This is a genomic window from Streptomyces sp. UW30, assembly GCF_008042075.1.
Classification (GTDB): Bacteria; Actinomycetota; Actinomycetes; order Streptomycetales; family Streptomycetaceae; genus Streptomyces.
On sequence record NZ_RDBN01000048.1, the window covers coordinates 2919 to 16145 of the forward strand.

General features: G+C 70.7%; 11 protein-coding genes. 8 read left to right on the forward strand and 3 right to left on the reverse strand.

Annotated elements, in window-relative coordinates:
- Window positions 1–58 precede the first annotated feature (58 nt).
- Together EAO75_RS32885 and EAO75_RS32890 are read left to right on the forward strand one after the other, a co-directional pair.
- A complete protein-coding gene (locus tag EAO75_RS32885) occupies window positions 59–2572 on the forward strand; it encodes a M14 family zinc carboxypeptidase (protein ID WP_147998859.1) in 2514 nt (837 codons plus the stop codon).
- A gap of 9 nt (window positions 2573–2581) precedes the next feature.
- On the forward strand, window positions 2582–3733 hold the full coding sequence (locus EAO75_RS32890) for a serine hydrolase domain-containing protein (RefSeq protein WP_147998822.1): 1152 nt from the start codon (window positions 2582–2584) through the stop codon (window positions 3731–3733).
- 106 nt (window positions 3734–3839) lie between these two features.
- Here the strand turns inward: EAO75_RS32890 and EAO75_RS32895 are convergent, their stop codons facing one another.
- Complete coding sequence (locus EAO75_RS32895; RefSeq protein WP_147998823.1) at window positions 3840–4259, reverse strand: organic hydroperoxide resistance protein; 420 nt, start codon at window positions 4257–4259, stop codon at window positions 3840–3842.
- A 107-nt stretch (window positions 4260–4366) separates the two neighbouring features.
- Window positions 4367–5365 carry an NADP-dependent oxidoreductase gene (locus EAO75_RS32900; RefSeq protein WP_147998824.1) on the reverse strand — a complete coding sequence of 333 codons (999 nt, stop codon included), beginning with the start codon at window positions 5363–5365 and terminating at the stop codon, window positions 4367–4369.
- A 101-nt stretch (window positions 5366–5466) separates the two neighbouring features.
- On the opposite strand from EAO75_RS32900, the gene EAO75_RS32905 reads away from it, so the two are divergent.
- Together EAO75_RS32905 and EAO75_RS32910 are read left to right on the forward strand one after the other, a co-directional pair.
- Window positions 5467–5910, forward strand: coding sequence for a MarR family winged helix-turn-helix transcriptional regulator (locus tag EAO75_RS32905; protein ID WP_147998825.1), 444 nt, complete (start codon window positions 5467–5469; stop codon window positions 5908–5910).
- A 108-nt stretch (window positions 5911–6018) separates the two neighbouring features.
- Window positions 6019–7392, forward strand: a complete 1374-nt coding sequence (locus tag EAO75_RS32910) for a diacylglycerol/lipid kinase family protein (protein ID WP_147998826.1) — start codon at window positions 6019–6021, stop codon at window positions 7390–7392.
- A gap of 5 nt (window positions 7393–7397) precedes the next feature.
- Here the strand turns inward: EAO75_RS32910 and EAO75_RS46150 are convergent, their stop codons facing one another.
- Complete coding sequence (locus EAO75_RS46150) at window positions 7398–8315, reverse strand: hypothetical protein (RefSeq protein WP_187284678.1); 918 nt, start codon at window positions 8313–8315, stop codon at window positions 7398–7400.
- A 397-nt stretch (window positions 8316–8712) separates the two neighbouring features.
- Here EAO75_RS46150 and EAO75_RS32920 point away from each other — a divergent pair, with 397 nt between their 5' ends.
- From EAO75_RS32920 to chvE, 4 genes are all read left to right on the forward strand, one after another.
- The gene (locus tag EAO75_RS32920; protein ID WP_147998827.1) at window positions 8713–9876 is read left to right on the forward strand and encodes a mandelate racemase/muconate lactonizing enzyme family protein; all 1164 of its coding nucleotides are present in this window, start codon (window positions 8713–8715) and stop codon (window positions 9874–9876) included.
- Window positions 9873–10877 (forward strand): zinc-dependent alcohol dehydrogenase, encoded by a 1005-nt coding sequence (locus EAO75_RS32925; RefSeq protein WP_147998828.1) that lies wholly within the window; start codon window positions 9873–9875, stop codon window positions 10875–10877. The genes EAO75_RS32920 and EAO75_RS32925 overlap by 4 nt, the downstream gene beginning before the upstream one ends.
- A gap of 123 nt (window positions 10878–11000) precedes the next feature.
- Window positions 11001–11963: a hypothetical protein gene (locus tag EAO75_RS32930; RefSeq protein ID WP_147998829.1), complete on the forward strand. Its 963-nt coding sequence runs from the start codon at window positions 11001–11003 to the stop codon at window positions 11961–11963.
- A gap of 142 nt (window positions 11964–12105) precedes the next feature.
- Window positions 12106–13218, forward strand: coding sequence for a multiple monosaccharide ABC transporter substrate-binding protein (gene chvE / locus EAO75_RS32935; protein WP_410092504.1), 1113 nt, complete (start codon window positions 12106–12108; stop codon window positions 13216–13218).
- Window positions 13219–13227: the final 9 nt, after the last annotated feature.

A 13227-nucleotide genomic window follows, 5' to 3' on the forward strand; every position in this document is an offset into this window, starting at 1 on the left:
GAAAAAAAAAAAGCTTGATGGACTTGTCGGCCGGGTTCTCGGGATCGGGGGCGAGGACCTGCCGGCGCGGGTAGCCGCGGCTGTCGTCGCCGAGCCCCGGCCCCCGGTCCACCGCGAGGCCGCGCTCGACGGGCATGCCGCGCGGACGCCGGTGAGCGCGGCCCAGCGGGCCCTCGCCGCCGGGGCGGACTCCGAGGCCGCCGCCGAGGCGGTGCTCGGCGACGACAGCCGCGGCTACCCGCGCCGGCAGGTCCTCGCCCCCGATCCCGAGAACCCGGCCGACAAGTCCATCAAGCTCGGCCTCACCCCGTACCACGCCATCGCGCCGAGGCTGAACGCCCTCCAGGCGCTCGGCGAGCGGGTGAGCGTCGAGGTCGCGGGCCGGTCGGCCGGCGGGCACCGGCTCTATCTCGTCACGGTCACCGCCCCGGAGAGCGCCCGCCAGGCCCGCGCCCAGGCGCGCATGCGCGAGCTCATCGAGAGCGCGCCCGCCCTCGCCGCCAAGTCCCCGGCGCTCAAGAAGACCTACAAAGCCCCTGTCTTCTTCAACAACAACATCCACGGCAACGAGTGGGAAGGCACCGACGCCTCCCTCAAGCTCATCGAGCGGCTCGCCACCGCCAACGACGGCAGGACGCGAGATCTGCTCGCCCACAGCCGCCTCTACTTCAACATCACCGCCAATCCGGACGGCCGTATCGCCGGAACGCGTACGAATGCCAACGGCTTCGACATGAACCGGGACTTCGTCACCGCCTCGCAGCCCGAGGTGCGGGCGATGCGGCAGATCCAGATCGACAAGCAGCCGGCCGTCATGCTCGACCTGCACGGCTACGTCAACGGCACCCTCATCGAGCCCACGACTCCCCCGCACGGCGAGAACTACGAGTACGACCTGTTCCTGAAGAACACCTACGCCAACGCCCTCGGCATGGAGGCCGCCGTCAACGGACTCGGCTACACGGCCGAGAAGGACGGCGTCGAGCCCGCGCAGATCCCGTTCCGGGACCAGCAGGAGGGCTGGGACGACTGGCCGCCGATCTTCACCCCGCAGTACGCGGCCTTCCACGGCACGGTCGCCGCGCACACGGTGGAGATCCCGCTGCCGGTGAACAACGAGGAGTACGACACCCTGCCGACCGCCGAGTTGCGCCGCCGCTCCGCGATCAACGTGGACGTCGCCGGGGCCGCCCTGCGTGCCACCCTCGACTTCGTGCAGGCGAGGCGCACCTCACTGGTCGCCGACCAGATCGAGGTCTTCCGGCGGGGAGCCGCGGGCGCCGCGCAGGTGCCGGTGTCCGAGGAGACCGTCCCGGGCGTCCCCGGCATCGGCCCCGAGGACGTCTACACGACGACCTTCCCCCGCGCCTACGTCATCCCGGCCGGCACCGGTGCCCAGCGCTCCGCCACCGCCGCCGCCCGCCTCGTCGACCACCTCCTCGCCAACGACGTCCGTGTCACGCGGGCGCTGCACTCCTTCCGGCTCGGCGGACGGACGTACGCGAAGGGCAGTTACGTCGTCGACCTGCGCCAGCCCAAGCGCGGTCTGGCGAACGTGCTGCTCGCCGACGGGCGGGACATCAGCGACAAGGTGTCGGTGATGTACGACATCTCGGGCTGGAGTCTGGGCCGCCTGTGGGGCGCGACGGTCGCGCCCGTGACACGCGGGAGCCTCGCCGCCGCGCCGCTGCGGCCCGTGTCGGCCGCCACCCGCGTGGCGTACGTCGCCCCGCGCGGCGACCTGCGCCTGCGCCTGGACGACCCGCGCGAGATCGCGGCCGTCAACTCCCTTCTGCGGCAGGGGGTTTCGGTACGACAGGCAGCCGACGCAAGTGTGATCATCCCGGCGTCGGCGCGTTCCAAGGCCGCGGCGGCCGCGAAAACGTACGACGTCGCCTTCGACGCCACCACCGCCAGGGGCATCACGCCGCTGCACCGCACCCGCGTCGCCGCGGCTGTCACACCGGGTGAGCTGCTGGCGTTGCGGGAGATGAACTTCGAGGTCACTCCGGTGTCGACGGCCGTGTTGAACGCCGGGTTCGACTGGTCGTCGGCGGACGTGCTGTTCGTGTCGGCCGGACTGGACCACGACGGCCTGAGCCCCGCGGCCCGCACGGCACTCGACGCCTTCCTCGACCGGCACGCCCTGGTCGGGCGGGGTGCCACCGGTGCCGCACTCAACGCGGCGGCCGGACTGCTCGCCGTGAAGCCGGTCGAGGGCAACGGGGACGCCAACGGCGTGGTGCGCGTGGCGAACTCGGGCAGTGCCCTGATGCGCGGCGCCCCCTCGCACGGCTTCGTCTACGCGCCCGTGTGGTTCACCGACCTCGGTCCGGACGTCCGGGTGGAGCAGGCGTACGCGACCGGGAATCCGCTTCTCTCCGGGCACTGGCGGCCGTCGCAGGACGGCTCCGGCGGGCCCTCGGACGCGGCGGGGCGGGCCGCGGTGGTCAGCGGCGCGCGGGCGGTCCTGTTCGGCACCGAGCCGTTGTTCAGGGATCACCCGAAGGGGGAATTCGCCCAGGTGGGAAGGGCGTTGTTCGGCATGGCCCAGGCCAGTGGCAGCAGATGAGGAGAGCGGATGACGCAGGGGATCCACGGCACGGTCGCGGACGGCTTCGAGGCCGTACGGGACGAGTTCGCCGCGTTCGTGGCGGGGGAACTCCCCGACTACGAAGGACAGTTGTGCGCCTACGTACACGGCCGGAAGGTCGTCGACCTGTGGGCCGGTGACGGCTGCGAGGCCGACTCCCTCTACGGCGTGTTCTCCTCCACCAAGGGCGCCGCGCACCTCGTGGTCGCGCTGCTCATCCAGGAGGGCACGCTGGAGCCGGACCGGAAGGTGACGTACTACTGGCCGGAGTTCGGGGCCGAGGGCAAGGCCGGCATCACGCTGCGCGAGCTGCTCTCGCACCGGGCCGGGCTGGTCGGTCTTGACGCCGGGTTCACCCGGGACGAGATCGCCGACGACCGCGCCATCGCCGAACGCCTCGCCGACCAGCGGCCGTTCTGGCGCCCCGGCACGGCCTTCGGCTACCACGCGCTCGTGATCGGCGCGCTCTCCGGCGAGGTGGTGCGGCGGGCGACGGGCCGTTCACTCCAGGAGATCTACGAGGAGCGGATCCGGGCCCCGTACGGCCTGGGCTTCCACCTCGGGCTGCCCGAGGAGCTGGAGCCCCGGTATCGCTCCGTGCAGCCGATGGCGCCGACGCCGGAGCAGCAGGCGGTGCTGGACGCGACTCCTACGGGGCCGCACACGCTGGCCTCGATCGCCTACAACACGCATGTGCCGGATCCGGGCGAGCTGGCCGACTACCCCAACTCCCGTGCCGTGCGCGCGAGCGGACCGGCGTCGGCGGGCGGCGTCGCCTCCGCGCGCGGGCTGGCCGGGATGTACGCGGCGGCGATCAGTGAGGTGGAGAGGCGCCCGCCCCTGCTGAAGCCGGACACGATCGCCGAGGTGGGCCAGATCCACTCCACCGGCTACGACCTGGTCGCCCGGATCCACAGGTCCTACGCCCTGGGCTTCCAGGCGCTCTCCGACACCTTGTACCCCTTCCTCGGCGCCGGCACCTTCGGCCACAGCGGCGCCGGCGGCTCCCAGGCCCTCGCGGACCCCCGCAGCGGTCTGGCCTACGGCTACACCCGCCGCCGCTGCGCCTTCCCGGGCGGAGCGGCACAGGAGAACGAACGGTTGGTGAGGGCGGCACACAGCGCAGCGCTGGCGAGCTGAACCCACACCGACGCCGGGCAACGGCCCACCAACAGCCACTGTCCCGACGACACAGAGGCCGCACCCCACGTCCAGGGGTGCGGCCTCCGTCATACAACGAACGGTGTCAGACCAGCGTCACGCTGATGTTTCCGCGCGTCGCCTTCGAGTACGGGCAAACCTGGTGAGCCTTCTCAAGCAGGTCCCGGGCCGTGGCGGCGTCGACGTTCGGGATGGCCGCCGAGATCTCGACGATGATCCCGAAGCCGTCGTCGTTCTTGCCTATGCCGACCTTCGCGGTGACGGTCGAGCCGGAGATGTCGGCCTGCTCCTGGCGGGCGACGACGCCCAGGGCGCCCTGGAAGCAGGCGCTGTAGCCGGCCGCGAACAGCTGCTCCGGGTTGGTGCCGGCGCCGCTGCCGCCCATCTCCTTGGGCGGGTTCACGACGACGTCGAGCTTGCCGTCGTCGGTGGCGACACGGCCGTCGCGACCGTTCTCGGCGGTGGCGACGGCGGTGTACAGGACATCGCTCTGCTGGATGGACATGCGGTGTCTTCTCCTCCTCGGTCCGCCGCGACTCGCGCCCACGATCGACGACGGTTTCGGAAAGAAGTTACCGCATACCGGAAAGTTGGAGAAGGCGGCCGGGGACGTCAGAGCTTGACGACCATCTTTCCGATGTTGTCGCCGCGCAGAACCCCGAGGAACGCCTCCAGGTTGTTCTCGACGCCCTCGACGACCGTCTCGCGGTACTTGAGCTGCCCCGAGGCGACCCAGGGGCCGACCTCCTGGACGAACTCCGGCTGGAGGTCGTAGTGGTCGCCGACCAGAACGCCCTCGACGCGGAGCCGGTTCTGCAGGATCTTGACCATGTTGCTCGGGCCGGGGGTCGGCTCGGTCGAGTTGTACTGGGAGATCATGCCGCAGATCACGGCCCGGCCGCCGAGGTTGAGCGCGCCGATCGCGGCCTCCAGGTGCTCGCCGCCGACGTTGTCGAAGTAGACGTCGATGCCGTCCGGGGCGGCCTCCTTGAGCTGCTCCCAGACCGGGCCGTTCTTGTAGTTGAACGCGGCGTCGAAGCCGTACTCCTCGACGAGGAGCTTGACCTTCTCGTCCGAGCCGGCGGACCCGATGACCCGCGAGGCACCCTTGAGCTTGGCGATCTGGCCGACCTGGCTGCCGACGGCACCCGCGGCGCCCGACACGAAGACGGCGTCGCCCTCCTTGAAGGCGCCGACCCGCAGCAGGCCCGCGTAGGCGGTCAGGCCGGTCATGCCGAGGACGCCGAGGTAGGTGCTCAGCGGGGCGGCATCCGGGTCGACCTTGACGGCGGCCTTCGCGTCCATGGCCGCGAACTCGCGCCAGCCGAAGAAGTGCAGAACGTGGTCGCCGACCGCGATGCCCTCGGCGTTGGAGGCGACGACCTCGCCCACGGCGCCGCCCTGCATGACCTTGCCGAGCTCGAAGGGGGCGACGTAGGACTTGGCGGCCGACATGCGTCCACGCATGTACGGGTCGACGGAGAGGTACTTGTTCCGTACGAGCACCTGACCCTCGCCGGGCGTCGGCACCTCGGTCTCGACCAGGGCGAAGTCCTCGTCCTTGGGCCAGCCGACGGGGCGGGAGAGGAGGTGCCACTCGCGGTTGCTCATGGGGGGTGCGCCTTTCGGTACGGGTATTTTTACTTCAGCATCTGAAACAACCATGCTACTGAATATTTCAGGATGTCAAGTAACGGGGTTACCCTGAGACCATGGCCACTCCACACAAGATCCGCCGTCCGGATGAGCTGACCCTCGAAGTCGTCGACCTGATCGGCGCGGTCGTGGCCCGCTACCACGAGGAGTACGAGGAGGCCGCCGGCGAGCACGGCCTGACCGGCGCACAGGCACGGCTGCTGACCCTGCTGTCGCTGGAGCCGCTGCCGATGCGGAAGCTGGCACAGCGGCTGCGCTGCGAGCCGTCGAACGTGACCGGGATCGTGGACCGCCTGGAGGCACGGGGCCTGGTGGAGCGCCGCCCGGACCCGGCGGACCGGCGGGTCAAGCTGGCGGCCGTCACCGACGAGGGCCGCCAGGTGGCCCGTGGCCTGCGGGATTCCCTGCGTTTCGCCCGGGAGCCGCTCGCGGGGCTCTCCGAGGAGGAGCGGTTGTCCCTGCGGGATCTGCTGCGGCGGATGCTGGGCGCGCAGGCCTGACCGCCGGGCCGGTCCCGAGGCCCGGCGTGGCGCGCGGACGCGGCCGGATCACCCGGAGCAGGTGATGCGGAGCCGGGGCGCGGGCGGTGGGATGCCTCTGTGGTCGGTATGCGGAAGGTGGGCCGGGCGTCCGGCACGGCCGATCGGTCCGGTGCCGCGGGGCAACGGTGGACGGCGCGGCTGGCCTTGCTGGTCGCGGCCGGTGCGATCGCGCTGCTGCTGACGGCGGCCGGGGTCAAGAGCATCGCGCTGCTCCTCGTGGGCCTGGCCGGGCTCGGCGCGACGGCCGCGGCGCTGTGGTGGACCCTCTCCCGTCGCGGCCTGATCCGGATGCTGGCCGCCGTCCTCGCGCTGCTGACACCGGCCGCGGTGCTGCTGGCCTACTCGACGGTGGGCCTGCTGTGGCCCGTGCTGTCGGCCCTCGCACTGTGGGCCGTCGCGGCGCTGATCGGGCGGGCCGCCCTCGCCGCGGACGCCGACCGTCCACGGACCGAGCACCGTCCGGCGCCGAAGGCCGAGGCGCCGTTCCTCATCATGAACCCGCGCTCGGGCGGCGGGAAGGTCGGCAGGTTCGACCTCGTGGCCAAGGCCCGGGAGCGGGGCGCCGAGGTCGCCGTACTGGATCCGGCGCATCCCCAGGACGTCGGGGAACTCGCCCGCCGGGCCGTGGCCGAGGGCGCCGACCTGCTCGGGGTCGCCGGCGGGGACGGCACGCAGGCGCTGGTCGCGGGCGTGGCCGCCGAGCGGGGTCTGCCCTTCGTGGTGATCTCGGCCGGCACCCGCAACCACTTCGCCATGGACCTCGGCCTGGACCGGGAGGATCCGTCGGCCTGCCTCGACGCGCTGACCGACGGGGTCGAACTGCGCATCGACCTCGGCCTGATCGGTGACCGCGTGTTCGTGAACACCGCGTCCTTCGGGGCGTACGCGGTGGTGGTGCAGAGCCCCGCCTACCGCGACGACAAGGTGAGGACCATCCTTCGGGAGCTCCCGGATCTGCTGACCCATGACGCCGGCCCACGGCTGACCGTGCGGGCGGGGCACGTGGCCATCGACGCTCCCCAAGGGGTGCTGATCAGCAACAATCCCTACCAGTTGGGCGATGCGGCGGGTCTCGGCCGGCGGCCGCGGCTGGACTCCGGTGCCCTCGGTGTGCTCGGCGTCAGCGTGGACAACGCCGCCGAGGCGGCCGGTCTGCTGCGCGGCCAGCAGGCACGCGGGCTGACCGCGCTGGCCGCGACCGAGGTGGTGATCGACGCCGACGCTCCCGACATCCCCGTCGGCGTCGACGGCGAGGCGCTGCTGCTGCCCACCCCCGTCGTGTGCCGCATCCTGCCCGGCGCCCTGCGCGTGCGGGTACCTCGCGAGCGGCCGGGGGTACCCGGAAGCAGGCCGCCGGTCGACTGGCGGGCCCTGCGGCGGCTGGCGTTCACGGGCAGCCGCACCTCACGCGGTCACGATCGTCCGGATTGGCGAACGTGAACGGCTTACGTGCACCACCACAGGAACCGGTTGCACGTCTCCGACGGCGACGGGTCCGGAGTCGGGTCGGAGGTGGTCGGTTCCGTCGTCGGTGCCGGGTCCTCGGCGGTGGGGGTGGGAGCCGGGTCCGAAGTGGACGGACCGGAGCCGCCGCCGGTCGCCGACGACTGGGGGTCCTTCGACGGGGTCCCGTCCTTGTCCTCGTCCTTCTTGTCCTTGGGGGACTTGGAGACCGAAGGGGATGCCGAGGGGTCCTTCGACGGATTGTCCGCGTCCGCTCCCGTGGTGCCCTCCGTCGCGTCCGGCGAGGGCGACACCTCGGCCTCGGCAGCGCCCTCCGCGGACTCGTCCCCGGCGGCGGCCGGACTGGCGCTCTTGCCCGGGGCGTCCATGCCGAGTTCCGCCAGGCTCAGGCCTCCGGCGGCCAGGACGAATCCTGCGGCGATCAGCAGGACCCGGCGACGGCGGCGCCGGTGCGCGGCGGCCTTGCGATCGCGACGGCTCGCGCCGCCCGCCTCGGACTCCTCGTCCAGGTCGGCGTCGTCCTCGTCGTCGTACGCGTCACTCTCGTCGTACGCGTCACTCTCGGCGTACTCGTGGCTCTCGGCGTACTCGTGGCTCTCGGCGTACTCGTCGGCACCGCGCCTGCGGCCACGGCCTCGGCGTTGCGCCGCCCGCCGCGCGGCCCGCCCGCCGACCGGTGCGGCCGAGGCGACGGACTCGGCCTCCGGAGCGTCGGCGGCGTCAGCGGCCGCCTCGGTCTCCTGAGGGCCCGGCTCGTCGTACTGCCCGCCGTATCCGTCCGCGCCGTAACCGCCGCCGTACTGCCCCTCGTACCCCTGGTACGAGCCCTGGTACGCCGCGGCTGCCGCGGTCCGGTCGGCCATCTGCGGGTACGCCTCGTTCGGGGCACTGGCGTACACCGGGCGATGTTCGACCGTGGCGCCGCACCCCGGGCAGGCGAGGGCGCCATTCAGGTGCCGTCGGCACGGGTGGCAGTAGTCCATGACGCGGGAAGACTAGGTTCCACAGACGCACAGTTCCTAGTCACAGCTGTGAAAGTTCTGTACGAAACAAACCGTTCCCGCATGGCGAGTTGACGGATATGCCACGACACGCCAGAGACGCCCCCCACGCTCCGCGACGGGGTGCCCGAAATCCGTATCGAAAGCGGTGTCGAAACCGTTATGCGTTCGACCCATTGACACCCCCACCACGCCCTCCCTACTGTCACGTCAGCATTTCGAACGTGTGTCGAAATTTCGAACACGCTCGGATGCGACACCGAAGAAGCCGACGACGCAGCAAGGGGCAACTGCCGTGCGCATCACCGGAATCAGCACACACGTGGTCGGGACGCCGTGGCGCAACCTGACCTACGTCCTGGTGCACACCGACGAAGGGCTGACCGGAGTCGGCGAGACCCGGATGCTGGGCCACACCGACGCGCTGATCGGCTATCTGCGGGAGGCCGAGGCCAACCACATTCTGGGATCGGACCCGTTCGCTGTCGAGGACCTCGTGCGGCGCATGAAGTACGGCGACTACGGGCGGGCCGGCGAGATCGTGATGTCCGGTATCGCCGTGATCGAGATGGCGTGCTGGGACATCAAGGGCAAGGCCCTCGGGGTGCCCGTCTGGCAGCTGCTGGGCGGCAAGGTCACCGACAAGGTCAAGGCGTACGCCAACGGCTGGTACACGACGGAGCGGACCCCGGAGGCGTACCACAAGGCCGCCCAGGGCGTGATGGAGCGCGGGTACAAGGCGCTCAAGATCGACCCCTTCGGCACCGGGCACTTCGAGCTCGACCACGAGCAGACCCTGTACGCCGTCTCCCTCATCGAGGCCGTGCGGGACGCCATCGGCCCCGACGCCGAGCTGATGCTGGAGATGCACGGCCGCTTCTCCCCCGCCACCGCCGTACGGCTCGCGCGCGAGCTGGCCCCCTTCAAGCCCGCCTGGCTGGAGGAGCCCTGCCCGCCGGAGAACCTGAAGGCGCTGGAGAAGGTCGCCGCCAAGGTCGACATCCCGGTCGCCACCGGTGAGCGCATTCACGACCGCATCGAGTTCCGTGAGCTCTTCGAGAGCCAGGCCGTCGACATCATCCAGCCCGACGTCGGTCACATCGGCGGCATCTGGGAGACGCGCAAGCTCGCCGCGACCGCCGAGGCCCACTACGTGCTGGTCGCCCCGCACAACGTGGGCGGCTCGGTCCTGACCGCCGCGTCGCTCCAGGTCGGTTTCACCTCCCCGAACTTCAAGATCCTGGAGCACTTCAACGACTTCGCCGACGCGGAGATCAAGAAGGTCGTCAAGGGCGCCCCGCAGGTGAACCCGGAGGACGGCTACTTCCACCTCTCCGACGCCCCCGGCCTCGGGGTCGAGTTCGACGCCGACGCCGCCGCCGAGTTCCCGCAGCAGCAGGCCCGGTTCGACCTGTGGGCCGAGGGCTGGGAGCAGCGCAAGCCCAAGGGCGCGCAGTGAGCACCGCCGTCGTCATCGAGGCGCCCGGCGAGCACCGGCTCACCGAGCACACGCCGCGCGAGCCGGAGGCCGGTGAGGCGCTGGTGCGCGTCCACGCGGTCGGCATCTGCGGCAGCGACCGCGAGGTGTACCAGGGCAACCGGCCCGAGGGGTACGTCCGTTACCCGCTCACGCCGGGCCACGAGTGGTCCGGGACCGTCGCCGCCGTCGGCGCCGGGGTGCCGGACTCGCTCGTCGGCCGCAAGGTCGTCGGCGAGGGCTTCCGCAACTGCCAGGTCTGCGACCGCTGTCACGCCGGTGAGACCACGCTGTGCGGTGCGGGGTACGAGGAGACCGGGTTCACCCAGCCGGGCGCCATGGCGGCCACTCTGACGCTTCCTGCCCGGCTGCTGCACGTCCTGCCGGACGGCTGCGACCTCACCGCGGCCGCCCTGCTTGAGCCGGCGGCCTGTATCGCCGCCGCCGCGCTCAAGGCGAACGCGCTGCCGGGTGAGCGGGTGGCCGTGGTCGGTACCGGGACGCTCGGGATGTTCGCCGTCCAGTTCCTGAAGGCGGGCTCGCCGGCCGAGCTGCTCGTGGTGGGCACCCGGCGCGACCGCGAGGCGCTGTCGCGGCAGTACGGCGCCACCGACTTCCGCACCAAGGACCAGGAGCTCCCGGGCGACTTCGACGTCGTCATCGAGACCGCCGGGTCCGCCGACGCCGCGCGCGTGTCCGCAGCCCTGCTCAGGCGCGGCGGGCGGCTGGTCCTCACCGGGATCCCGGCGCCGGGTGCGCAGGGGCTCGACCCGACCGATCTCGTCGTACGGCAGCTGGAGGTGCACACCGTCTTCGGGGCGCCGCCGGACGCCTGGGCGCACACGGTGCGCGTGTTCGCGGCCGGGCTGCTCGATCCGCTGCCGCTGGTCACGCACGAGCTGCCGCTGACGGAGTTCCCGCAGGCGATCGAGCTCGTCGGGTCCGGCGATCCGAAGGTGGGCAAGGTCCTCCTTCGCCCCTGAGGCCCCCTCAGCCGTACGCCGGTACGGGGGCAACCTGACGGTCCCCGTACCGGCGTACACCCAAAGCCCCGCACACCCCGAGCCGCGAACCTCGTCCGATATTTCGAACAAGAAGGACAGCTTGTGACCGACGCTTCCGCAGCCCGCCGCCCCGGTGAGCAGGTTCTCGCCGCCCTCGGCCTGGCCGCGCCCGACCTCTCCCCCGCCGACGCCTCGCCCCACACGTTCCCGGGCGGCGGCCGCTGGCGCACCGAGATCCCCTCGTGCGAGGGTCCCGAAGCGCTGGCCGTCGTCCTGAAGGAAGCCTCGCTGCTCGACGTGCCGGTCCACCGGATCAGTCAGGGCAGCGGCGTGTGGATGCTGACCGATACCGAGATCACCGAGATGGTCGAGGCCACCGCCGAACGCGACATCGAGCTCTGCCTGTTCACCGGCCCGCGCGGCACCTGGGACATCGGCGGCTCCACGCGCACCGACTCGCGGGGGGCCGGACTGCGCGCACGCGGCCATGACGCCGTCGCCGGCTGCGTCGAAGACGCCGTACGGGCCACGGAGTTGGGCGTCAAGTGCCTGCTCGTCGCCGACGAGGGCGTGCTGTGGACGCTGCACCGGGCGCGGGTCGCCGGGATCATCCCGGCCGACACGACTCTCAAGGTGAGCGCGCTGATCGGGCCCGTCAATCCCGCCGCGTACGCGGTGTACGAGCAGTTGGGCGCGGACTCGGTCAACGTGCCCAGCGATCTGACGCTCGATCACCTCACCGAGATACGGCGGGTCTCCGCCGCCCCCATGGACATGTACATCGAGGCCCCCGACGATCTCGGCGGCTATGTGCGGATGTACGAGGTCGCCGAGCTGATCCGGCGTGGCGCACCGCTCTATCTGAAGTTCGGGCTCTCCAAGGCCCCCGGCATCTATCCCTACGGACACCACATGCGGGACCTGACGCTGGCCACCGCCCGGGAACGCGTACGGCGCGGACGGCTGGCATTGGACCTGCTCGCACGGCACGGAGCTGACGGCGACATGGCGCCACTCGGTTCACGACTGCCCGGAACTCTGAAGCGATTCGAAACTCCCGCATAACGTTCCGGACAAACCCCCTTCACAGAAGCAGACGCAGTCGAACACAATCCCACACACCCTCGGTGTACCCGCACAGCCCTCGACACGCGTCGTCGCAACCGCCCAGACCGAGCCCTGCTCACACACATCAAGGATGATGATCATGCGTACTCGCAGAGCCGCKCTCGCCGCCATAGCCTCCGCCGCATCCCTCGCCCTGACCCTGTCCGCCTGCGGCCAGAGCGGCGAGMGCGGCTCCAAGGACGACTCGGGCAGCTCCGAAGGCGCGACCATCGGCATCGCGATGCCGACCAAGTCCTCCGAGCGCTGGATCGCCGACGGCAACAACGTCGTCAAGGACCTGGAGTCCAAGGGCTACAAGACCAAGCTGGTCTACGGCGAGGACGACCCGGACCAGCAGGTCTCGCAGATCGAGAACCTGATCACGCAGGGCGTCAAGGCGCTGATCGTCGCGGCCATCGACAACAAGTCGATGAACAACGTGCTCCAGCAGGCCAAGGACGCGGACATCCCGGTCATCTCCTACGACCGCCTGATCCTCGGCACCGAGAACGTCGACTACTACGCGTCGTTCGACAACGAGAAGGTCGGCGAGCTCCAGGCCAACTACATGGTCGAGAAGCTCGGCCTGAAGGACGGCTCCAAGAAGGGCCCGTTCAACATCGAGCTGTTCGCCGGCTCCAACGACGACAACAACACCCGCTACTTCTTCGGCGGGGCGATGAACGTCCTACAGCCCTACATCGACAAGAAGCAGCTCGTCGTCCGCTCCGGCCAGACCAAGCTGACCCAGGTCACCACCCTGCGCTGGGACGGCGGCACCGCCCAGAAGCGCATGGACGACATCCTGACCTCGGCCTACAAGAGCGAGCGCGTCGACGCGGTCCTCTCGCCGTACGACGGCATCTCCATCGGCATCCTGTCCGCGCTGAAGTCGGACGACTACGGGTCCAAGAGCAAGCCCCTGCCGGTCGTCACCGGTCAGGACGCCGAGGTCGCCTCGGTGAAGTCGATCATCGCCGACGAGCAGTCGATGACCGTCTACAAGGACACCCGCGAGCTCGCCAAGGTCGCCTCGGGCATGGTCGACGCCCTGCTCAACGACAAGAAGCCCGAGGTCAACGACACCAAGACCTACGACAACGGCTCGAAGGTCGTCCCGTCCTACCTGCTGGAGCCGGTCGCGGTCGACAAGACCAACTACCAGAAGGAGGTCGTCGACTCCGGCTACATCAAGGAGAGCGACCTCAAGTAACCCGTCGGC